The following is a 22,926-nucleotide window of genomic DNA, read 5'->3' as shown; positions in this document are numbered from 1 at the left end:
GCGCTCGGACGCCCCGGGCGCTCCGCCGCCGCGCACCGCTCGTACGGGACGCGTACCCGGCCCCGGGACGGCCGCCCGGGCCGACTCGCACGGGTTGTCGGCGCAGCCTCGTACAGTGGGTCCGTGACCACCTCGCAGATCGCCTTCCTCAAGGGCCACGGCACCGAGAACGATTTCGTGATCCTCCCGGACCCGGACAACGCCCTCACCCTGCCCGCCGACGTGGTCGCCCGCCTCTGCGACCGCCGGGCCGGCATCGGCGGGGACGGCCTGCTGCACGTCGTGCGGTCCGCCGCGCATCCCGAGGCGCGGCACATGGCGGACGAGGCCGAGTGGTTCATGGACTACCGCAACGCGGACGGCTCGGTCGCCGAGATGTGCGGCAACGGCGTCCGCGTCTTCGCCCACCACCTCCAGCGCGCCGGACTCGTCGAGGAGGGCGACCTCACCGTCGCCACCCGGGGCGGCCCCAAGCGCGTCCATCTCGCCAAGAACGGCGAGGTCACGGTCTCCATGGGGCGCGCCCTGCTGCCCGAGGAGAGCGCCACGGTCAGCGTGGGCGGCCGTAGTTGGCCCGCCCGCAACGTCAACATGGGCAACCCGCACGCGGTCGCCTTCGTCGACGACCTGGCCCACGCCGGAGACCTGCACACCGCCCCGCCCGTCAGCCCCGCGACCGTCTACCCCGAGGGCGTCAACGTCGAGTTCGTCGTCGACCGGGGCCCGCGCCACGTCGCCCTGCGCGTTCACGAGCGGGGATCGGGCGAGACCCGTTCCTGCGGCACCGGGGCCTGCGCCGTCGCCGTCGCCGCCGCCCGCCGGGACGGCGCCGACCCCGCCGCGACCGGCCTCCCCGTCACGTACCGGGTGGACCTCCCCGGCGGCACCCTCGTCATCACCGAGCACCCCGACGGCGCGATCGACATGACCGGCCCCGCCGTGATCGTCGCGGAGGGCCTCATCGACCCGGCATGGCTCGAAACCTCCTGAGAAATGGCTCAAGGGAAACGGTGACCCGCCCGGGCTTCGCTCGAATGGGTGATCCGTTTCACGCTGGGCGAGAGCTGGACTGCGCCACGTGGTGGGCTCGGTAGCATCAAGCACCGGCCCCGAGGGGCATCCGCCCCCGCCCAGCGCCGGTCGACGTCGCGGAGGTGCCCATGAGTGCAGAGGCCGCCGATCCGGGCGCCCCCCTTCGCAGGCGGAGCCGCCCCCGGATCGATCTGCGCAGACTGGGCCGGGTGGCGCTGCGCGGACCGGTCTCCCGCGACCGGCTGCCCGCCGCCATCGGCCACGTCGCGGAGGCGCACCGCGCCCACCATCCCGACGCCGACCTGAGCATCCTGCGCCGGGCCTACGTCCTCGCGGAGTCCTCGCACCGCGGCCAGATGCGCAAGAGCGGCGAGCCCTACATCACCCACCCGCTGGCCGTCACGCTGATCCTCGCCGAGCTGGGCGCGGAGACCACCACGCTCACCGCCTCCCTGCTCCACGACACCGTCGAGGACACCGAGGTGACGCTCGATCAGGTCCGGGAGCAGTTCGGGGACGAGGTCTGCTACCTCGTCGACGGCGTGACGAAGCTGGAGAAGGTCGACTACGGCGCCGCCGCCGAGCCGGAGACCTTCCGCAAGATGCTCGTCGCCACCGGAAACGACGTCCGGGTCATGTCGATCAAGCTCGCGGACCGGCTGCACAACATGCGGACCCTCGGCGTGATGCGTCCCGAGAAACAGGCCAGGATCGCCAAGGTCACCCGGGACGTCCTCATCCCGCTGGCCGAACGGCTCGGCGTCCAGGCGCTCAAGACCGAGCTGGAGGACCTGGTCTTCGCGATCCTGCACCCCGAGGAGTACGAGGAGACCCGCGCCCTGATCGCGGCGGCGGACCGGGACGCCCCCCTCGAAGCGATCGCGGACAACGTACGGCACACCCTGCGCGAGGCGGGGATCAGCGCCGAAGTCCTCATCAGACCCCGCCACTTCGTCTCCGTGCACCGGGTCCGCAGGAAACGCGGCGAACTGCGCGGCACCGACTTCGGACGGCTCCTCGTCCTCGTCGGCGAGGACGCCGACTGCTACGCGGTCCTCGGTGAACTGCACACCTGCTTCACCCCGGTGGTCTCCGAGTTCAAGGACTTCATCGCCGCCCCCAAGTTCAACCTGTACCAGTCGCTGCACACCGCCGTCGTCGGCCCGGCGGGCGCGGTCGCCGAAGTCCTCATCCGTACGCACCGGATGCACAAGGTCGCCGAAGCGGGCGTCGTCGCCCTCGGCAACCCGTACGCCCACGACCACGCCTCCGCACCGGCCGAGCCGTCCGACGAGCGTGCCGACCCGACCCGGCCCGGCTGGCTCTCCCGGCTGCTGGACTGGCAGGAGTCGGCCACCGACCCCGACACCTTCTGGACCACCCTCCGCGACGACCTCGCCCAGGACCGCGAGATCACCGTCTTCCGCACCGACGGCGGCACGCTCGGGCTGCCCGCCGGGGCCACCTGCGTCGACGCCGCCTACGCGCAGTACGGCGACCGAGCCCACGCCGCCATCGGCGCCCGGGTCAACGGCCGCCTCGCCACCCTGAGCACCGTCCTCGGCGACGGCGACACCGTGCAGCTGCTGCTCGCCCAGGACACCGCCTCCGGGCCCTCGCCCGACTGGCTCGACCACGCCCGCACCCCCGCCGCCCGGATCGCGATCACCGGTTGGCTCACCGACCATCCCGAGCAGGCGAAGCCCGACCCGGAGACCGTGGACGCGGCCGGTTCCGGGCGGCCCGGACCGGGCCGCCCGGAACCGGCCGCAGCGCAAGACGGGGGCCCGGGGGTCTTCGCGCCGCCGCGCACGCGGTCCGGCCCCCGCGCCCGGGGCGTCGTCGTGGAGGGCCCGGACGCGCCGGTGCGCCTGGCCGGCTGCTGCACGCCGGTGCCTCCCGACGAGCTGACCGGCTTCGTCGTCCGGGGCGGCGCGGTCACCGTCCACCGCCGCGAGTGCCCCGCCGTCGCCGCCATGCGGGAGATCGGCCGCGCCCCGGTCGCCGCCCGCTGGGAGGAGACCGGGGGCGGGGAGTCCGACGCGGGCTGCCGGGTCACCCTCGTCGCCGAGTCCTTCGGCCGCCCCCGCCTCCTCGCCGACCTCACCGAGGCCATCGCCACCGCCGAGGCGGCGATCGTCTCCGCCACGGTGGAGCCGCCCAGCGAGCAGCGGGTGCGCCACACCTACACCCTCCAGCTCCCCGACGCGGCGGGCCTGCCCGCCCTGATGCGCGCCATGCGCGATGTGGCCGGGGTCTACGACGTCAGCCGCGCCCAGCACCCGGCCCCGACGGGCTGACGCGGCCCCGGAAGCGCCCCGGCGGAAGCCCCCCCTCGGGGGCGGAGGCCCCCGGGCCCGCCGGGCGCTCCGGAAACGGGGCCGGAGCCCGCCCGAGGACCGTCGGGCGGCCCCCGAGTCCGTCAGGCGGGCCCCGCCGCGGCCACGGAGCCGGCCGACGGGTGCCTCGCGCGGGCCGCCGCCGTCCGTCCTCGTTCGGGTGGTGCGGCGCGCGGCTCCCCTGCCACGCGGCACCGCGCTGATAGCGGTAGTCCATGCCGTTCCCCACCCGCCGCCTGCGCGCCGTTCTCCTGGCGACCTCCTCGGCCGCCCTCGTCGCCGCCGTCCTGCCCGCTCCCGAGCCCCTGGGCATCGGCGACCGGCTCTTCCCCGAACTGGGCAACCCCGGTTACGACGTCCTCGCGTACGACATCGCCCTCACCTACCACGGCGACAACACCGAACCCCTGGACGCCGTCACCAGGATCAGGGCCCGCACCACCGCCCCGGTGGACCGGATCAACCTCGACTTCGCCCGGGGGACCGTCCGGGGCGTCGAGGTCGACGGGCGGCCCGCCGACTTCGGCAGCAAGAACGAGGACCTGGTCGTCCAGCCCCCGCACCGCCTCCCCGCGGGCGTACCGGTGGACATCACCGTCCGGCACACCAGCGACCCGAGCGGCTCCGGGGACGACGGTGGCTGGGTGCGCACCGCCGACGGTCTCGTCATGGCCAACCAGGCCGACGCGGCCCACCGCGTCTTCCCGAGCAACGACCACCCCTCCGACAAGGCGTACTTCACCTTCCGCGTCACCGTCCCCGGGAAACTGACGGCGGTCGCCGGCGGCCTGCCCGCGGGGAGGACCCGGCACGGGGCCGCCACCACCTGGACCTACCGCACCGAACACCCCATGGCCACCGAACTGGCCCAGGTCTCCATCGGCGGCTCCGCCGTCGCCCACCGCACCGGCCCGCACGGCCTGCCGGTGCGCGACGTCGTCCCGGCCGCCGACCGGGAGAAGCTGGAGCCCTGGCTGAAGAAGACCCCGGCCCAGCTGGAGTGGATGGAGAAGCAGGTCGGCCGCTACCCCTTCGAGGCGTACGGGGTACTCGTCGCCGACAGCCCGATCGGGTTCGCCCTGGAGACCCAGACGCTGTCGCTGTTCGGGAAGTCGTTCTTCACCGAGCCCGCCTACCCGCAGTGGTACGTCGAGTCGGTGATGATCCACGAGCTGGCCCACCAGTGGTTCGGCAACAGCGTCTCGCCCGCGAGCTGGTCCGATCTGTGGCTCAACGAGGGCCACGCCAGCTGGTACGAGGCCCGGTACGCCGAGGAGAAGGGGGGCGGGACCTTGGAGCGGCGGATGCGCGAGGCGTACCGGCTCTCCGACCGCTGGCGCGCGGCCGGCGGCCCGCCGGCCCGCCCGGACGGCCCGGCCCCGGGGCAGAAACTCAGCCTGTTCCGCCCGGTCGTGTACGACGGCAGCGCGCTGGTCCTCTACGCCCTGCGCCAGGAGATCGGCGAGGCCGCCTTCGACCGGCTGGAGCGCACCTGGGTCCGGGCGCACCGGGACGCCACGGCGGCCACCGCCGACTTCACCCGCCTGGCCTCCCGTCTCTCCGGCCGGGACCTGACCGCCTTCTTCGAGGGCTGGCTGTACGGGAAGAAGACCCCGCCGATGCCCGGCCACCCGGACTGGAGCAGCGAGAAACCCGCGTGACGGGGCCGGCGGGCCCGTGCCACTATCGAGGCGTCGGCGCGGCGGACCGCACCGGAACCCCCGGCGGGGAATCATCCGGGAAGATCACGCGTTGTGACTGACGTAAAGACTTCTATCGACGTAAGGATCCAATGACCTCCTCTTCTTCCCTTCCCCAGGACGCGCAGGACGCGCAGAGCGCCACGGAGGACACCACCGAGAGCCTCACCGAGGCCCGCCGGGCCGACGCCCTGATGGAAGAGGACGTCGCCTGGAGCCACGAGATCGACGGAGCCCGGGACGGCGACCAGCTGGACCGCTCCGAGCGCGCGGCCCTGCGACGCGTGGCCGGTCTCTCCACGGAGCTCGAGGACGTCACCGAGGTCGAGTACCGCCAGCTGCGCCTGGAGCGCGTCGTGCTGGTGGGCGTCTGGACCTCGGGGACGGTGCACGACGCGGAGATCTCCCTCGCGGAGCTCGCCGCACTCGCCGAGACGGCGGGCGCACAGGTGCTGGACGCGGTGTACCAGCGGCGCGACAAGCCGGACCCGGCCACCTACATCGGCTCGGGCAAGGCGCTGGAACTGCGCGACATCGTGCTCGAATCCGGCGCCGACACCGTCGTCTGCGACGGTGAGCTGAGCCCCGGCCAGCTGATCCACCTGGAAGACGTCGTGAAGGTGAAGGTGGTCGACCGCACCGCCCTGATCCTCGACATCTTCGCCCAGCACGCCAAGTCCCGCGAGGGCAAGGCGCAGGTCTCCCTGGCGCAGATGCAGTACATGCTGCCGCGGCTGCGCGGCTGGGGCCAGTCGCTCTCCCGTCAGATGGGCGGCGGCGGTTCCAGCGGCGGCGGAGGCATGGCCACCCGCGGCCCCGGTGAGACGAAGATCGAGACGGACCGGCGCCGGATCCGCGAGAAGATGGCGAAGATGCGCCGGGAGATCGCGGAGATGAAGACCGGCCGCGACATCAAGCGGCAGGAGCGCAGGCGCAACAAGGTGCCTTCCGTCGCCATCGCCGGATACACCAACGCGGGCAAGTCCTCGCTGCTCAACCGCCTGACCGGGGCCGGCGTCCTGGTGGAGAACGCCCTGTTCGCCACCCTGGACCCGACCGTCCGCCGGGCCGAGACCCCGAGCGGCCGCGTCTACACGCTGGCCGACACCGTCGGATTCGTCCGGCACCTTCCGCACCACCTCGTCGAGGCGTTCCGCTCCACGATGGAGGAGGTCGGCGAGTCCGATCTCATCCTGCACGTGGTGGACGGCTCCCATCCGGTGCCGGAGGAGCAGCTCGCGGCGGTGCGCGAGGTGATCCGGGACGTCGGCGCGACGGACGTGCCGGAGATCGTCGTGATCAACAAGGCGGACGCGGCGGACCCCCTGGTCCTCCAGCGACTGCTGCGCAACGAGAAGCACGCCCTCGTGGTCTCGGCCAGGACCGGCGACGGCATCGACGAGCTGCTGGCGCTCATCGACGCCGAGCTGCCCCGGCCGTCCGTCGAGATCGAGGTGCTCGTGCCGTACATCCAGGGGGCCCTGGTCTCCCGGGTGCACGCCGAGGGGGAGGTGCTCTCCGAAGAGCACACCGCCGAGGGCACCCTGCTCAAGGCCCAGGTCCACGAGGAGCTGGCCGCCGAGCTGGAGACCTTCGTCCTCGCCGCGCGCTGACGGCGCGAGGCCCGCACCACGGCCGAAGGCCCGGTCCGAACTCTCCGGAGAGTTCGGACCGGGCCTTCGGCCTGCCGTCACCGCCCGGCGGACGTGCCGGTCGTCGTGCGGCCGATCCGGTACCCGGCGGGGCGCCCGGCGCGGCCGGGAGCCGACCGCACCGGTCCGCGCACCGGTGCGTCAGCGGCCCGTCGTACGGCTGCCCGGCCGGGCGGCCCGGCGCGCCCATGCCGCTGATCCGCCGGGTCGCCGGGGCGTCGAAGGAGACCGGCGGCGCGGCGGCCGCCGTCTCCTCCGGGGACTTCGGGCCGTTCTCCGGTTGCACGCGCAGCCGTCCGCAGCCGCCCGCGGTCCCCGGCAGTCGCCTGCCGCGGGCCGCCGGCCGCGGGCCTCATGGTTCTGCGTACGCGCCGGCTACCGGCCCGCGTACTTCTGGCTCACCGCGCGGTAGACGCCCTCGGCCTCCTCGCCGAGTCGCGGTCCGGCCAGCCAGCCGGCCGTGACCGGGCCGATCGAGGTGTTCGAGACCAGCGCGGGCTTGCCGTCCCGGCCCGCCGCGACCCAGCCGCCGCCGGAGGAGCCACCGGTCATCGTGCAGCCGATCCGGTACATCGTGGGCTGGTCCCGGAAGACGGAGAGCCGGCCCGGCCTGTCCTCGCACTGGAGCAGCTTCTGGCCGTCGTACGGCGGCGCGGCCGGGTAACCCGTGGCCGTCATCTCCGCGATCTTCGGCACGGCCGGGGCGTCGAACTCGACCGGCAGCGCCGAACCGACGGTCTCCTCCAGCGACTTGCCGCCCGCGCCCTTCTCCGGCGTCACGTGCAGCACCGCGAAGTCGTACGGGGCGCCCTGGCCGCCGACCGCCGCGCCCTCGGCGATCCACTGCTCGGAGGTCTGGGCCCAGTCGCCCCACCACACGCCGTACGGAGCGATCTTCTCCTTGGACGCGGTCTCCAGCTCGGCCGGTGACAGTCCGTCGTTGTTGTACGCCGGGACGAAGGCGATGTTGCGGTACCAGCCGCCCTTCTTGCCCGCGTGCACGCAGTGCCCGGCGGTCCACACCATGTTGGACCTGCCGGGGTTCGCCGGGTCCTTCACCACGGTCGCGGAGCAGACCATCGAACCCTGCGGACCGTCGAAGAGCAGCTTTCCGGACTCCGGGGCGTTGTCGTGGTACGGCGTCGCGACACCGGCGGCCCGGACCGGGGCCGGCGTCGGGTCCGTCACGCCGTCGTCACCGGAGATGTCCTCGTCGACCGGGTTCTCCGGAGGCTTGTCGGCCTCCCGCATCCGGTCCGGGTTCCACAGGTCCTCGATGACCGGGTTGACGAAGTCCTTGGCCTCACGCAGCCACTTGTCCTTGTCCCAGTTCTTCCACTCGCCGTCCCGCCACTTGTCCGGGTCGATCCCGTGCTCCTTGAGCCGGTCCTTCAGCTCGTCCGGGATGACGACCTTGCCGTCGGCCGACCGGTCGGCGGAGGCGCTGGGCGTCGTACCGCCCGCGTCGTCCTCCTCGGGACCGCACGCGGTGGCGGTCAGCGCCAGCACGGCGGCGACGGCCGTCGCGGCGAGCGCGGTGGAGGGCCCGCGGCGTACGCGCCTGCCGCGGCGGGCGGTATCGGTCGGGCGTATGGGTCGCATCTGGTGATCCCCCTGGGACTTCGTCACTCGGTACTCGTACTGCCTTGCGGATGTCTCCGGCGCCGGAGCAGGTGCTTCCGCCGCCGCTGCGGCCCCCACTATGCCGGTGCCGATGGTGACGGTGCGCGGCAGGTCCGCGGTTCCGTCGCCGCGAGGATCTTCCGGGGCACCCGTGATCCATCGTGGACGGCGTCGTTGGTACGTACGGGGGACACCAGGACAGCGTTCACCGCCGCGGTGCGTCCGCGCGAAATCGTATCCACGTGCAACGCGACTGTTACCGCAGGAGGATCAAGAGCCGTGTCCGTGACCGAACCCGCTCCGGTGGCGCCGCCGCCCGCGCACGAGGGCATCCTCCGCCGCCAGACCCTGCGCGAATCGGCCGCCCGCACCTACGCCCGGTCCCTGCCGATCGTCCCGGTGCGCGCCCGCGGGCTCACCATCGAGGGCGCCGACGGACGCCGCTACCTCGACTGCCTCTCCGGCGCCGGCGCCCTGGCGCTCGGGCACAACCACCCCGTCGTCCTCGAAGCGATCCGCAAGGTCATCGACTCCGGTGCGCCCCTGCACGTGCTCGACCTGGCCACCCCCGTCAAGGACGCCTTCACCACCGAGCTGTTCGCCACCCTGCCGCGCGGCCTCGCCGAGGACGCCCGTGTGCAGTTCTGCGGCCCCGCCGGAACCGACGCCGTCGAAGCCGCGTTCAAGCTGGTCCGCGCCGCGACCGGCCGCACCGGTCTGCTGGCGTTCACCGGCGCCTACCACGGCATGACCGCCGGAGCCCTGGCGGCCTCCGGCGGCGCGAGCGACGTCCAGGTGACCCGGCTGCCCTTCCCCCAGGACTACCGCTGCCCGTTCGGGACCGGCGGCGAACGGGGGGCCGCCCTCGCCGCCCGCTGGACCGAACACCTGCTGGACGACCGCAAGGGCGGCGTCCCGGCCCCCGCCGGGATGATCCTGGAGCCGGTCCAGGGAGAGGGCGGCGTCAACCCCGCCCCCGACGCCTGGCTGCGCCGCATGCGCGCCATCACCGAGGACCGGTCCATCCCGCTCATCGCCGACGAGGTGCAGACCGGGGTCGGCAGGACCGGCGCCTTCTGGGCCGTCGACCACAGCGGCGTCGTACCCGACGTCATGGTCCTGTCCAAGGCCATCGGCGGCTCCCTGCCCCTCGCCGTCATCGTCTACCGCGCTGAGCTGGACCTTTGGCGGCCGGGCGCGCACGCGGGTACGTTTCGTGGCAACCAGCTCGCCATGGCGGCGGGCGCTGCCACGCTCGCGTACGTCCGGGAGAACCGCCTGGCGGACCGCGCGGCGGTCCTGGGATCCCGGATGCTCGCCCGTCTGAGGGAACTGAGGGCGCATCACCCGGGAATCGGCGACGTACGGGGGCGCGGACTGATGATCGGCCTGGAGCTGGTGGATCCCGAGCGCGCGCCCCTGCCCGCCGAAGCCGGCGACCACACCCCCGCCCCGCCCCCCGACCCGGCTCTCGCCCGAGCCGTGCAGCAGGAATGCCTGCGGCGCGGCCTCATCGTCGAACTGGGCGGCCGTCACGACGCCGTGGTGCGCCTTCTGCCGCCCCTCACCCTCACCGACGAGCAGGCGGACGCCGTCGTCGACCGTCTCGCCGACGCGCTGGCAGCGGCGGAACGCTCCCCGCACTGCCACACCCCCGCCGGGTCCACCACCTGAACCCGGAATCCCCACAAGGAAGAACGCCGTGAACCCCACCCCCGCGCCCGAGGCCGAAGGCCCCGGCACCCCCCAGCACCGAGGGCAGGACGGACCGGCCGCCCCCGGCACGGTCGAGGCGATGATCGTGCCCCGCCAGAAAGCCCCGCGCGCCGCCGTCCCCTCCGCGTACGCCCCCGGCCCGGTGTCCGCCGTCCCGGCCGACCAGCACCTGATCCCCGACGTGCTCGACGACCCGAACCCCCTGCGGGCCGCCGACGCGGCGGGCACGGAGAGCCTCCTGCGCTGCTGGGCCCGGGAGAACGACCTGCCCCGGCCCGAGGGCGACACCCTGCGCATCGCCTTCCCCGCCAGCGGCACCGCCCTGCTCGTGCCCGTGCGCTACTGGTCCGCCACCGGGGCCCACCGCTTCGGCGCACCCGCCCTGGAGACCGCCCCCGCCGGCGCCCCGCCCGTCGACGCGGCCACCGTCGCCGTCCTCATCGGCCGCGAGGGCGGCGAGAGCGGCGCGGGGGACCTGGTCGCCCGGGTGGCCGACTCCGTGCGCCACACCGCCGGCTTCGTCGAAGAGCGGCGGCGCGCCCCGGCGGACCCCGCCGAGGCCGACCTCTTCCTCACCGCCGAACAGTCCCTGCTGCTCGGCCACCCCCTCCACCCCACGCCCAAGAGCCGCGAAGGGCTCTCCGAGTCGGAGTCCCGCCGCTACTCGCCCGAACTCCACGGCTCCTTCCCGCTCCACTGGTTCGCCGTCGACCGGTCGCTGACCGCCACCGACTCCGCCTGGACCGAGGACGGACCGGCCACCGCGGAGGAACTGCTCGCCCCGCACGCCGAAGGGCTGAAGACGCCCTCCGGCACCGTCGCCGTCCCCGTGCACCCCTGGCAGGCGGCCGACCTGCTGCACCGCCCCCGGGTCCGGGCCCTCGCCGAGACCGGCCTGCTGCACGACCTCGGCCCGCACGGCGAGCCCTGGCACCCCACCTCCTCCATCCGCACCGTGCACCGGCCCGGGGCGCGGGTGATGCTCAAGCTCTCCCTCGGCGTACGCATCACCAACTCCCGCCGGGAGAACCTCCGCAAGGAGCTGCACCGGGGCGTCGAGGTCCACCGCCTCCTATCGACCGGACTGGCCGAGAGCTGGCGGCGGGAGCACCCCGGCTTCGACATCGTCCGCGACCCCGCCTGGCTCGCCGTCGACGACCCCGCGGGCGCCCCCGTCACCGGGCTCGACGTCGTGCTCCGCCACAACCCCTTCGGGCCGGGCGACGACGCCGCCTGCATCGCCGGGCTCACGGCGCAGCGCCCCCGGCCCGGCCACCCCGGCATGCGGTCCCGGCTCGCGGAGGTCGTCTCCGGCCTGACCGCCCGTACCGGCCTCACCGCCGGAGCCGTGTGCGCCGAATGGTTCCGGCGCTACCTCCACCACGTCGTACGCCCCGTCCTCTGGCTCGACGCCCACGGCGGCGTCGCGCTCGAAGCCCACCAGCAGAACACGATCGTCCTGCTCGACCCGGACGGCTGGCCGGTCGGCGGCCGCTACCGGGACAACCAGGGCTACTACTTCCGCGAATCCCGCCGCGCCGAGCTGGACAAGCGGCTCCCCGGCATCGGCGCCGTCAGCGACACCTTCGTCTCCGACCCGGTCACCGACGAACGGTTCGCCTATTACCTCGGCATCAACAACGTTCTCGGACTGATCGGGGCGTTCGGATCCCAGCGCCTGGCCGACGAGCGGGAACTCCTCGCGGTCCTGCGTCAGTTCCTCACCGAGACCGCTGAACTGGGTTCGCCCTTGCCCGCGTACCTCCTGGAGAACCGCCGACTGCGCTGCAAGGCCAACCTGCTGACCCGGCTGCACGGACTCGACGAACTGGTCGGGCCGGTCGACACCCAGTCGGTGTACGTCACCATCGCCAACCCGCTGCACAGCTGAACACCCGCACCGGGCAGACTCCGAGCCACCGTTGTGGAGCAGCCCGCCGACCGAGACCCGGTCCAGAGAGGAGAGCGCCACCGTGCCTCCCGCCGACGCCTCAGCGGAACCCGGCGCCGCACCCGACGGCGGGAGCACCGGTGTCGAGGACACCCTCGACCTGCGGCTCACCGAAGAACTCCTCGCGATGATCGCCGAGGAACGCGGCGCCGGGGCGGCACACGCCCCCAGCGAGCTGCTGGGCGACCCGGGGAGCTGGGCGCCCGCCCGCACGGCGGCGGGGGAGTTCGCCCTCCTCCCCGTCCGGGCGGAACGCGACCTCCCCCTCCTCAGCCGCTGGATGAACGATCCGGCGGTGGCGGCCTTCTGGGAGCTCTCCGGACCGGAGTCCGTCACCGCCGACCACCTCAGGCCCCAGCTCGAAGGAGACGGCCGCAGCATCCCCTGTCTCGGGGTGCTCGACGGCATGCCCATGAGCTACTGGGAGATCTACCGCGCCGACCTCGACCCGCTCGCCCGCCACTACCCGGCCCGGCCGCACGACACCGGCGTCCACCTCCTCATCGGGGGCGTACGGAACCGGGGCCGGGGCGTGGGCGCCACCCTCATCCGCGCCGTCGCCGACCTGGTCCTGGACCACCTTCCGCGGTGCGGGCGGGTCGTCGCCGAGCCGGATCTGCGCAACACCCCGTCCGTCTCCGCCTTTCTCAGCGCCGGCTTCCGCTTCTCCGCCGAAGTGGACCTCCCCGACAAGCGCGCCGCGCTGATGATCCGCGACCGAACCCACCGAGACCAGCTGTGACCTGCTCGCCGCACCTTCCATACCGCTCGAACCCCAGAGGTTCTCTCCGGAGGAGTCCCCGTGCCGATATATCCCGCGAGCCGTGACGCAGCCCGGTCCCCGCAGCTGTTCAGCCCTCCGGAGCTGAACCGACAGATCTGGGACCGGGCCGCCGCACGGCTCCTCGCCAAGATGCTCGGCGAGTTCGCCTACGAGAAGATCATCGAGCCCGTCCCCGACCCCGGGACCGACGGGCTCCACCGGCTGGCCCTCGACGACGGGGGAGTGCTCGCCTTCACGGCCCGGCGCGGCGCGTACGGCAGTTGGCGCGTCGACCCCGACTCGATCGAGGTCACCGGACCGCCCCCGGCCGCCCACGCCGGCCGCGCACCCGCCACCGCGCCCCCCGGGGCCGCCGAGAGCGCTCCCACCACCGCGTACGCCGACCGGACCTCGCGCGCCGGAACGCGCGCCGTCGCGCCGTCGCGAGCCGACGCGCACGCCGTGGCACCGCCGCGCGCGGACGTGCAGGCCCCGGCCCCCGTCAACGGCTCCGCCACCCCCTTCGGTCCGGCGCTCGGCCCCCGGCCGTTCCGCGACCCGCTGACGTTCCTCGCCCGGGCCCGCGCCCTCCTCGGGCTCGACGGCACGACCCTCGGCCACCTCATCCGCGAGCTGACCCGGACGCTCTCCGCCGACGCCCGGCTCGACCACACCGCGCTCACCGCGGACCGACTCGCCGCGCTCGACTACGCCGAGCTGGAGGGCCACCAGACCGGCCACCCCTGGCTGGCGGCCAGCAAGGGACGGCTCGGCTTCTCCGCCTCCGACGCCGACCGTTTCGCCCCCGAGGCCCGCACCCCCCTCCGGCTGCCGTGGATCGCGGTCAGCACCCGCATCGCGCGGTACCGGGGCGTGGGCCGCGTGGGCACCCCCGAGGAGCTGTACGCGGGAGAGCTCGACCAGGACGTCCGGGACGCCTTCGCCGACGTCCTGCGGGCCCGGGGACGCGACCCGCAGGACTACTTCTACCTTCCCGTGCACCCCTGGCAGTGGGACGAGTGGATCGTGCCGCTCTACGCCCCGGCCATCGCGGACGGCGACATCGTCGCCCTGCACACGGACGGCGACGCCCGCCTCCCGCAGCAGTCCATCCGCACGTTCGCCAACGTGGACCGGCCCGAGCGGCACACGGTGAAGCTCCCGCTCTCCATCCTCAACACCCTCGTCTGGCGCGGCCTGCCGACCGAGCGGACTCTCGCCGCCCCAGCGGTCACCGCCTGGGTCCAGGGACTGTGCGAGGACGACCCGTTCCTCCGCGACGTCTGCCGGGTCGTCCTCCTCGGCGAGGTCGCTTCCGTCACCGTCGAGCACCCCCTGTACGACCACCTCCCCGAAGTGCCCTACCAGTACAAGGAGATCCTCGGCGCGATCTGGCGGGAGCCGCTGCCGCCCCGTCTCGCCCCGGGCGAACGCGCCCGTACGCTCGCCTCCCTCCTGCATACGGACCCGGCGGGCCGCGCGTTCACCGCCGAACTGGTCGAGCGCTCCGGCCTGGCCCCCGAAACCTGGTTGAAGCGGCTCTTCGCGGCGCTCCTGCCGCCCCTGCTGCACTTCCTCTACCGCTACGGCACCGTCTTCTCCCCGCACGGCGAGAACGCCATCGTCGTGTTCGACGCGGACGACGTGCCCGTGCGGCTCGCCATCAAGGACTTCGTGGACGACGTCAACGTCAGCGCCCACCCGCTGCCGGAGCACGACGCCATGCCCGAGGAGGTGCGCACCGTCCTCCTCACCGAGGAGCCGTCCTTCCTCACCCAGTTCATCCACTCCGGCCTCTTCGTGGGCGTCTTCCGCTACCTCTCACCGCTGTGCGAGGAACAGCTCGGCGTCACCGAGGACGCCTTCTGGTCACTCGTCCGGGCGGAGATCGTCCGCCACCACGCCCGCTTCCCGGAACTGAAGGAGCGGTTCGCGCTGTTCGACATGCTCACCCCCGAGATCGAGCGCCTCTGCCTGAACCGCAACCGCCTGCTCGTCGACGGCTACCGGGACCGTGCCGACCGCCCGCACGCGGCGATCCACGGGACCGTCCCCAATCCGTTGCACCCCTCCGTCCGCGTGGGGGAGTGATCGCCGTTGTCAGTGGTGCGCCGTAGGGTGGTCGGGCTATGACGAAGCCATCCCTCCCCGAGCTCCTGCACGCCGCCGTCGCCGCCGTCGGCGGTACGGAACGGCCCGGCCAGGTCGCCATGGCCGAAGCCGTCGCCGAGGCCGTGGACGACCAATCCCATCTGCTCGTCCAGGCCGGCACCGGTACGGGCAAGTCGCTCGGCTACCTGGTGCCGGCCCTGGCGCACGGGGAGCGGGTCGTCGTGGCCACGGCCACCCTGGCCCTCCAGCGGCAGCTCGTGGAGCGCGACCTTCCGCGTACGGTCGAGTCCCTGCACCCGCTGCTGCGCCGCCGTCCGCAGTTCGCCATGCTCAAGGGCCGGTCGAACTACCTCTGCCTGCACCGGCTCCACGAAGGGGTCCCGCAGGACGAGGAGGAGGGGCTGTTCGACCAGTTCGAGGCGGCGGCCCCGTCCAGCAAGCTGGGGCAGGACCTGCTGCGGCTGCGGGACTGGTCGGACGATACGGAGACGGGCGACCGGGACGATCTGACGCCCGGCGTCTCGGACCGGGCCTGGGCACAGGTCTCGGTCTCCTCACGCGAGTGCCTGGGCGCGTCCAAGTGCGCGTACGGGGCGGAGTGCTTCGCGGAGGCGGCCCGGGAGCGGGCGAAGCTGGCGGACGTGGTCGTCACCAACCACGCGCTCCTCGCGATCGATGCCATCGAGGGCGCGCCGGTGCTCCCGTCGCACGAGGTCCTGATCGTCGACGAGGCCCATGAACTGGTCTCCCGGGTCACCGGCGTCGCCACCGGCGAGCTGACCCCGGCCCAGGTCAACCGCGCGGTCCGCCGGGCGGCGAAACTGGTGAACGAGAAGGCCGCCGACGCCCTGCTGACGGCGGCCGAGGGGTTCGAGCGGGTCATGGAGCTGGCGCTGCCCGGACGGCTCGAAGAGGTCCCGGAGGATCTCGGGTACGCCCTGATGGCGTTGCGCGACGCGGCGCGCACGGTGATCTCGGCCATCGGCGCCACCCGGGACAAGTCGGTGGAGGACGAGAACGCCGTCCGCAAGCAGGCCCTCGCCTCGGTCGAGACGGTCCACGGCGTCGCGGAGCGCATCACCCAGGGCTCCGAGTACGACGTCGTCTGGTACGAGCAGCACGAGCGCTTCGGCGCCTCCGTCCGGGTCGCTCCGCTCTCCGTGTCGGGGCTGCTGCGCGAGAAGCTGTTCGCCGAGCGGTCCGTGGTGCTGACGTCGGCCACCCTCAAACTGGGCGGCGATTTCAACGGGGTGGGAGCGTCGCTCGGGCTGGCCCCCGAGGGCACGGCGGGCGAGGACGTCCCGCAGTGGAAGGGCCTGGACGTCGGCTCCCCGTTCGACTACCCGAAGCAGGGCATCCTCTACGTCGCCCGGCATCTGAACACGCCGGGCCGCGAGGGCTCCCGTACGGACATGCTGGACGAGCTCGCCGAGCTGGTGGAGGCGGCCGGCGGTCGCACGCTGGGGCTGTTCTCCTCGATGCGGGCGGCCAAGGCGGCGGCCGAGGAGCTGCGGGGCCGCCTGGGCAAGCCGATCCTGCTCCAGGGCGAGGAGACGCTCGGTGAGCTGATCAAGAACTTCGCGGCCGATCCGGAGACCTGCCTCTTCGGCACCCTGTCGCTCTGGCAGGGCGTCGACGTCCCGGGGCCGAGCTGCCAACTGGTGGTGATGGACCGGATTCCGTTCCCCCGGCCGGACGACCCTCTGATGAGCGCACGGCAGAAGGCGGTCGAGGAGGCCGGCGGCAACGGCTTCATGGCGGTGGCGGCGACGCACGCGGCTCTGCTGATGGCCCAGGGGGCGGGGCGGCTTGTCCGGGCCACGGGCGACAAGGGCGTCGTCGCCGTGCTGGACCCCCGGCTCGCCAACGCCCGGTACGGCAGCTATCTCCGCGCTTCGCTGCCCGACTTCTGGTACACCACCGACCGGAACCAGGCGCGCCGCTCCCTGGCCGCCATCGACGCCAAGGCCAAGGCGGACGGCGCTTAGCCAAGGCGGACGGCGTGTGGAGGAGGGGGGTCGGGGCGGGAGAGGGCGGTACGGGACAGGACGAGAGGAAAGCGGCCGGGGCGGGCGCTGACCGGGAAGCGGTCGGCCGGTGTGAGGCACGGTATCGAAGAGGGTGGGACGCCGGGGCATGGCAGAGCCCCGGGGCCGACGTCGTGATCGACGCCCTAGGCAGAGACCCCGGGGCCGGAAGCCGTGACCGACGCGCTCCTCAAACCCGGCGCAGCACCGCCACCACCTTGCCGAGGATGGTCGCCTCGTCGCCCGGGATCGGCTGGTACGCGGCGTTGTGCGGGAGCAGCCATACGTGGCCGTCCTCCCGGCGGAAGCGCTTGACCGTCGCCTCGCCGTCGAGCATGGCGGCGACGATGTCCCCGTTCTCCGCGACGGGCTGGCGGCGGACGGTCACCCAGTCGCCGTCGCAGATCGCGGCTTCGATCATCGAGTCGCCGACGACCTTCAGCACGAACAGCTCACCGTCGCCCACGAGCTGGCGGGGGAGGGGGAAGACGTCCTCGACGGACTCCTCCGCGAGGATCGGGCCGCCGGCGGCGATCCGGCCCACCAGCGGCACATAGGAGGCGGCGGGCTTGCCCGTCGTGTCGGTCGGCTGGGTGCTGGGCTGGTCCGATCCGCGCACCTCGTAGGCGCGGGGCCGGTGCGGATCCCGGCGGAGGAATCCCTTGCGCTCCAGCGCCATGAGCTGGTGGGCGACGGACGAGGTGCTGGACAGGCCCACCGCCTGGCCGATCTCCCGCATGGAGGGCGGGTAGCCCCGCCGCTGCACGGAGTCGCGGATGACCTCGATGACCCGCCGCTGCCGGTCGGTGAGCCCGGAGCTGTCCGCCCGGATGCCCGGGGGCCTGCCGGGCATGGAGCGCCCGGAGCGTGCGGGATCGGGCCCGTCCGTGTTCGTGAGTGCGTCATTCATGGCATGCACCGGCTCAAGTCGGCTCGGGGAGCGGTGGTCCCGGGCGGTGATGGTGGCGCTGTCTGCGGTGGTGGTCACGTCGGCCCCTCTCGAATGTTCTCCCTAGCTGGACAACGGTAGTAGCTTTCGAAAGGTTGCGCCAAACACACGTTCGAGTGAAAAACGAATAAAGGGGTACTGCGGCGCTGTCGAGGGGTGTATGAGCCACGCGGGCACTCGGCCGCCCGGTGGTTCTCCGGGGCGGTCGCCCGGCTTTCCGGGGCCCCGCACGGCCTCCCCGGGGCGCGCCCCGCCCGGTCCCCGCGCCCAGTCTTCCACCCCGTCCGCACGTCTCCCTCGTTCGGCCCCCGGGACGGTGCCCCGGCGACTCGGCGGCCCCGCTTCTCCCGTACCCTCTTCCCTGGCCCGGGGCTCCTGTGGACGCCCCCTCCGACGACCTCCCGCCGAGGTCCGACGCGCGACACGCGATAGGGCCCAAAACGCGACTTGACCCTAGATCTAGTGGTTGGATTGCTTCGGTCGCCCAGAAGTTGTGGTCGCGGTGAAATCGCGCCGTGAGCATCACCTATGCTGGGGACTGCCTCCAGGGGCCCGAAGAGGGCCCTGAAGAGGCTATTCAGTCGTGCGTGTGAAGGAGGGTTGGGAGCCATGCACTGCCCCTTCTGCAGGCATCCCGACAGCAGGGTCGTCGACAGTCGCACCACCGACGACGGGACCTCGATCCGTCGCCGCCGGCAGTGCCCCGACTGCTCCCGCCGTTTCACCACGGTGGAGACCTGTTCGCTGATGGTGGTCAAGCGCAGCGGCGTGACCGAGCCCTTCAGCCGCACCAAGGTCATCTCCGGCGTCCGCAAGGCATGCCAGGGACGGCCCGTCACCGAGGACGCCCTCGCCAAGCTCGGCCAGCGGGTCGAGGAGGCGGTGCGCGCCACCGGCAGCGCCGAGCTGACCACCCACGACGTGGGACTGGCCATCCTCGGCCCCCTGCAGGAACTCGACCTCGTCGCGTACCTGCGCTTCGCGTCCGTCTACCGGGCGTTCGATTCCCTGGAGGACTTCGAGGCCGCCATCGTGGAACTGCGCGGGCAGCGGCCCTCCGAGAAGAACCGCGGGAGCGGCGAGACCTCTGAGGTCCCCGCGCCCGCCATCGCCGCCGACTGAGCGGTACCGGCCCCGGACGCCCGTGCCCGCAGACGTATATCCGCAGGCCGGCGCCAGGGCGACATGAGATGTGCTTCAGGCTGCCGTGCGCGGCGGCCGGAGTGTCGGACACACATTGTGCCTGGGAAGATCTGGGCACTTCAGGGCGTTTTCGCCCACATATGGGAGGCGGCATGACAGAGACGGCGAGCGGCCCGGCACGAGGTTCCCGCACCAAGGGCGCCAAGGCGAGCAAGGGTCTGCGTATCGAGCGCATCCACACCAACCCCGGCGTGCACCCGTACGACGAGGTGGCGTGGGAGCGCCGTGACGTCGTCATGACCAACTGGCGCGACGGCTCGATCAACTTCGAGCAGCGTGGCGTCGAGTTCCCCGACTTCTGGTCGGTGAACGCGGTCAACATCGTCACCAGCAAGTACTTCCGCGGCGCGGTCGGCACGCCGCAGCGCGAGACCGGCCTCAAGCAGCTGATCGACCGGATCGTGAAGACGTACCGGAAGGCCGGCGAGGACAACGGCTACTTCGCCTCTCCCGCGGACGCCGAGATCTTCGAGCACGAGCTGGCGTACGCCCTCCTGCACCAGATCTTCAGTTTCAACTCCCCGGTCTGGTTCAACGTCGGCACGCCCCAGCCGCAGCAGGTCTCCGCCTGCTTCATCCTGGCCGTCGACGACTCCATGGAGTCGATCCTCGACTGGTACAAGGAAGAGGGCATGATCTTCAAGGGCGGCTCCGGCGCCGGCCTGAACCTCTCCCGCATCCGCTCCTCCAAGGAGCTGCTCTCCTCCGGCGGCAACGCCTCCGGCCCGGTCTCGTTCATGCGCGGCGCCGACGCGTCCGCCGGAACGATCAAGTCGGGCGGCGCCACCCGCCGTGCGGCCAAGATGGTCATCCTCGACGTCGACCACCCGGACATCGAGAACTTCATCGAGACCAAGGTGAAGGAGGAGGAGAAGATCCGCGCCCTGCGCGACGCGGGCTTCGACATGGACCTGGGCGGCGACGACATCACGTCCGTCCAGTACCAGAACGCCAACAACTCGGTCCGCGTGAACGACGAGTTCATGAAGGCGGTCGAGGCCGGCGGCAAGTTCGGGCTGCGCGCCCGGATGACCGGCGACGTCATCGAGGAGGTCGAGGCCAAGTCCCTCTTCCGCAAGATGGCCGAGGCCGCCTGGGCCTGCGCCGACCCGGGCATCCAGTACGACGACACCATCAACGCCTGGCACACCTGCCCGGAGTCCGGCCGGATCAACGGCTCGAACCCGTGCAGCGAGTACATGCACCTGGACAACACCTCGTGCAACCTCGCCTCGCTGAACCTGATGAAGTTCCTCAAGGACGACGGCCTGGGCAACCAGTCCTTCGAGTCCGAGCGCTTCGCCAAGGTCGTCGAGCTGGTCATCACCGCGATGGACATCTCGATCTGCTTCGCGGACTTCCCCACGCAGAAGATCGGCGAGAACACCCGCGCCTTCCGCCAGCTGGGCATCGGTTACGCCAACCTCGGCGCCCTCCTGATGGCGACCGGCCACGCGTACGACAGCGACGGCGGACGCGCCCTGGCCGGGGCCATCACCTCGCTGATGACCGGTACCTCCTACCGCCGCTCCGCCGAACTGGCCGCGGTCGTCGGCCCGTACGACGGCTACGCCCGCAACGCCGAGCCGCACCAGCGCGTCATGAAGCAGCACTCCGACGCCAACGCCAAGGCCGTGCACGTCGACGACCTCGACTCGCCGATCTGGGCCGCCGCGACGGAGGCCTGGCAGGACGTGATCCGGCTCGGCGCGAAGAACGGCTTCCGCAACGCGCAGGCCTCGGTCATCGCCCCCACCGGCACCATCGGTCTCGCGATGTCCTGCGACACCACCGGCCTGGAGCCCGACCTCGCCCTGGTCAAGTTCAAGAAGCTGGTCGGCGGCGGCTCGATGCAGATCGTCAACGGCACGGTGCCGCAGGCGCTGCGCCGCCTCGGCTACCAGCCCGAGCAGATCGAGGCGATCGTCGCCCACATCGCCGAGCACGGCAACGTGATCGACGCCCCCGGCCTGAAGACCGAGCACTACGAGGTCTTCGACTGCGCGATGGGCGAGCGCTCCATCTCCGCGATGGGCCACGTCCGGATGATGGCGGCCATCCAGCCGTGGATCTCCGGCGCGCTCTCCAAGACGGTGAACCTCCCCGAGACGGCCACCGTCGAGGACGTCGAGGAGGTCTACTTCGAGGCGTGGAAGATGGGCGTCAAGGCGCTCGCGATCTACCGCGACAACTGCAAGGTCGGCCAGCCCCTCTCCGCCAAGACCAAGGAGAAGGAGAAGGAAGAGGTCACCGCGAAGGCGGAGGAGACCATCCGCGAGGCGGTCGAGAAGGTCGTCGAGTACCGCCCGGTCCGCAAGCGCCTCCCCAAGGGCCGTCCCGGCATCACCACCTCCTTCACCGTCGGCGGCGCCGAGGGCTACATGACCGCCAACTCCTACCCGGACGACGGTCTCGGCGAGGTCTTCCTGAAGATGTCCAAGCAGGGTTCGACCCTCGCCGGCATGATGGACGCCTTCTCCATCGCCGTCTCGGTGGGTCTGCAGTACGGCGTCCCGCTGGAGACGTACGTCTCGAAGTTCACCAACATGCGCTTCGAGCCGGCCGGCATGACGGACGACCCGGACGTGCGGATGGCGCAGTCGATCGTCGACTACATCTTCCGCCGTCTGGCGCTGGACTTCCTGCCCTTCGAGACCCGCTCGGCCCTCGGCATCCACTCCGCCGAGGAGCGCCAGCGCCACCTGGACACCGGCTCGTACGAGCCGGCGTTCGAGGCGGAGGAACTGGACACGGACAGCCTGGCCCAGTCGGCCCCGGTCCAGGCCGAGCCCCTGAAGGCGGTGCCGGCTCCCGTGGAGCCCGCCGTGAAGGCGGCGCCGAAGACCGCGCACACCTCGGCCGAACTGGTCGAGATGCAGCTCGGCATCAGCGCCGACGCCCCGCTCTGCTTCTCCTGCGGTACGAAGATGCAGCGCGCCGGCTCCTGCTACATCTGCGAGGGCTGCGGCTCGACCAGCGGTTGCAGCTGAACCCGGTGACAGCGCCCGGGACGCGCCGGTGAGCGGGTTCCGGGAGCGGTGCTGATCAGCGTGTGAGAGAGGGTGCCGGCCAGTGGCCGGCACCCTCTTCCGCGTCCGCGGCCCGCGGACTTCCCCCGTGCCCCGCCGGCCCCGCGGGGTCACCGGGGCCGCCGCCGGTTTGACCGGATCCGGCCGATGTCACCCTTCCGCGGCCCGGTTCCCCATCTCCGCGGCGAACACGTCGGGATCGCCCTCGAAACCGCGGACGACCGACCGGAACCCCCAGAGCCCCGCCCCGTCCCGGGTGAACTCCCCGACGACCGCGGCGGTCGCCCCCGCCACGCCGGAGAAGTCGTTCTCGGCCAGCTTCGTGTACCCCTCCACGATCTCCATCGCCGTACTCCCTATGTCACCGAAGGTCTTGCGGCCGTCGCGCTGCTGGATGGCGACGCCGACCACCACCCGCCCGTACCGCTCCGCCAGGCGGTACAACTCGATGGTCATGACCTCGTCGAAGCCGAAACCCTGCCCGGTCCGGCTGTCCCGGTTCAGCGTGATGGTGCCGTCGGGCGAGCGGCTGTCGAAGTGGACCAGGTAGGCGGGGGCGCCGTACGGCTCGTCGGCCGGATAGGTCGCCGCGATGATGTCGAGGTCGTTGGCGGCCGCCCCGTGGGGGCTCGGATCCCATTTGACCCGCACCTCGACCTTCTCGATGTCCTTGTTCGGAGTGCTCAAGGGACTCCCCTCCCGGCCGACGGCCCGCGGGCCGTGCTCATCACCCGACACACGATCACCCGATCATGTACGGAACCGGCCGCGGAACCAACTGCCTCGCTCCGGGACGACGGATTCGGGCCAACCGGCGGCGCCGCGTACGG

Annotated in this window: 14 protein-coding genes; 11 read left to right on the top strand and 3 right to left on the bottom strand. The window is 72.5% G+C overall.

Annotated features, from left to right (window positions below):
• Positions 1-123: 123 nt before the first annotated feature.
• The 4 genes from dapF (at position 124) to hflX (ending at position 6,684) form a co-directional block, all read left to right on the top strand.
• Positions 124-990, top strand: coding sequence for a diaminopimelate epimerase (dapF, locus tag AMK24_RS10910; protein ID WP_073767515.1), 867 nt, complete (start codon positions 124-126; stop codon positions 988-990).
• Positions 991-1,160: 170 nt separating this feature from the next.
• On the top strand, positions 1,161-3,332 hold the full coding sequence (locus tag AMK24_RS10905; protein ID WP_073767513.1) for a RelA/SpoT family protein: 2,172 nt from the start codon (positions 1,161-1,163) through the stop codon (positions 3,330-3,332).
• A 254-nt stretch (positions 3,333-3,586) separates the two neighbouring features.
• Positions 3,587-5,032, top strand: a complete 1,446-nt coding sequence (locus AMK24_RS10900) for a M1 family metallopeptidase (protein WP_073767511.1) — start codon at positions 3,587-3,589, stop codon at positions 5,030-5,032.
• 131 nt (positions 5,033-5,163) lie between these two features.
• Positions 5,164-6,684 (top strand): GTPase HflX, encoded by a 1,521-nt coding sequence (gene hflX / locus AMK24_RS10895; protein ID WP_073767509.1) that lies wholly within the window; start codon positions 5,164-5,166, stop codon positions 6,682-6,684.
• Positions 6,685-7,098: 414 nt separating this feature from the next.
• Here hflX and AMK24_RS10890 read toward each other — a convergent pair whose 3' ends face one another.
• A complete protein-coding gene (locus AMK24_RS10890) occupies positions 7,099-8,325 on the bottom strand; it encodes a trypsin-like serine peptidase (protein WP_073768765.1) in 1,227 nt (408 codons plus the stop codon).
• Positions 8,326-8,625: 300 nt separating this feature from the next.
• Between AMK24_RS10890 and AMK24_RS10885 the strand changes: the two genes are divergently transcribed.
• The 5 genes from AMK24_RS10885 to AMK24_RS10865 all read left to right on the top strand — a co-directional run bounded on the left by AMK24_RS10885 (position 8,626) and on the right by AMK24_RS10865 (position 16,876).
• Complete coding sequence (locus AMK24_RS10885; protein WP_073767507.1) at positions 8,626-10,020, top strand: diaminobutyrate--2-oxoglutarate transaminase family protein; 1,395 nt, start codon at positions 8,626-8,628, stop codon at positions 10,018-10,020.
• A 28-nt stretch (positions 10,021-10,048) separates the two neighbouring features.
• Entirely contained in the window at positions 10,049-11,953 is a 1,905-nt protein-coding gene (locus tag AMK24_RS10880; RefSeq protein WP_073767505.1) for an IucA/IucC family protein, read from the top strand.
• 82 nt (positions 11,954-12,035) lie between these two features.
• Positions 12,036-12,755: a GNAT family N-acetyltransferase gene (locus AMK24_RS10875; RefSeq protein ID WP_073767503.1), complete on the top strand. Its 720-nt coding sequence runs from the start codon at positions 12,036-12,038 to the stop codon at positions 12,753-12,755.
• Positions 12,756-12,815: 60 nt separating this feature from the next.
• Positions 12,816-14,867 (top strand): IucA/IucC family protein, encoded by a 2,052-nt coding sequence (locus AMK24_RS10870; protein ID WP_073767501.1) that lies wholly within the window; start codon positions 12,816-12,818, stop codon positions 14,865-14,867.
• A gap of 38 nt (positions 14,868-14,905) precedes the next feature.
• Positions 14,906-16,876 (top strand): ATP-dependent DNA helicase, encoded by a 1,971-nt coding sequence (locus AMK24_RS10865; RefSeq protein WP_073767499.1) that lies wholly within the window; start codon positions 14,906-14,908, stop codon positions 16,874-16,876.
• A 229-nt stretch (positions 16,877-17,105) separates the two neighbouring features.
• Here the strand turns inward: AMK24_RS10865 and lexA are convergent, their stop codons facing one another.
• Positions 17,106-17,903, bottom strand: a complete 798-nt coding sequence (lexA, locus tag AMK24_RS10860; RefSeq protein WP_073767497.1) for a transcriptional repressor LexA — start codon at positions 17,901-17,903, stop codon at positions 17,106-17,108.
• Positions 17,904-18,473: 570 nt separating this feature from the next.
• Here lexA and nrdR point away from each other — a divergent pair.
• Positions 18,474-18,986 carry a transcriptional regulator NrdR gene (nrdR, locus tag AMK24_RS10855; protein WP_073767495.1) on the top strand — a complete coding sequence of 171 codons (513 nt, stop codon included), beginning with the start codon at positions 18,474-18,476 and terminating at the stop codon, positions 18,984-18,986.
• 173 nt (positions 18,987-19,159) lie between these two features.
• On the top strand, positions 19,160-22,057 hold the full coding sequence (locus AMK24_RS10850; protein WP_073767493.1) for a vitamin B12-dependent ribonucleotide reductase: 2,898 nt from the start codon (positions 19,160-19,162) through the stop codon (positions 22,055-22,057).
• A gap of 189 nt (positions 22,058-22,246) precedes the next feature.
• Here the strand turns inward: AMK24_RS10850 and AMK24_RS10845 are convergent, their stop codons facing one another.
• On the bottom strand, positions 22,247-22,783 hold the full coding sequence (locus tag AMK24_RS10845; protein ID WP_073767491.1) for a TerD family protein: 537 nt from the start codon (positions 22,781-22,783) through the stop codon (positions 22,247-22,249).
• Positions 22,784-22,926 lie beyond the last annotated feature (143 nt).

Source organism: Streptomyces sp. CB02366 (genome assembly GCF_001905905.1).
In the GTDB taxonomy this organism is placed as follows: Bacteria; Actinomycetota; Actinomycetes; order Streptomycetales; family Streptomycetaceae; genus Streptomyces.
Note: the sequence above shows the minus strand (reverse complement) of the source record. Positions and strands in the feature narration are given on the sequence as shown.

Bases quoted from the DNA above. Each gene is read 5' to 3' on its own strand.
- nrdR (WP_073767495.1), top strand. From the start codon at position 18,474: ATGCACTGCCCCTTCTGCAGGCATCCCGACAGCAGGGTCGTCGACAGT.
- hflX (WP_073767509.1), top strand. From the start codon at position 5,164: ATGACCTCCTCTTCTTCCCTTCCCCAGGACGCGCAGGACGCGCAGAGC.
- AMK24_RS10900 (WP_073767511.1), top strand. From the start codon at position 3,587: ATGCCGTTCCCCACCCGCCGCCTGCGCGCCGTTCTCCTGGCGACCTCC.
- AMK24_RS10850 (WP_073767493.1), top strand. From the start codon at position 19,160: ATGACAGAGACGGCGAGCGGCCCGGCACGAGGTTCCCGCACCAAGGGC.
- AMK24_RS10865 (WP_073767499.1), top strand. From the start codon at position 14,906: ATGACGAAGCCATCCCTCCCCGAGCTCCTGCACGCCGCCGTCGCCGCC.
- AMK24_RS10890 (WP_073768765.1), bottom strand. From the start codon at position 8,325: ATGCGACCCATACGCCCGACCGATACCGCCCGCCGCGGCAGGCGCGTA.
- AMK24_RS10905 (WP_073767513.1), top strand. From the start codon at position 1,161: ATGAGTGCAGAGGCCGCCGATCCGGGCGCCCCCCTTCGCAGGCGGAGC.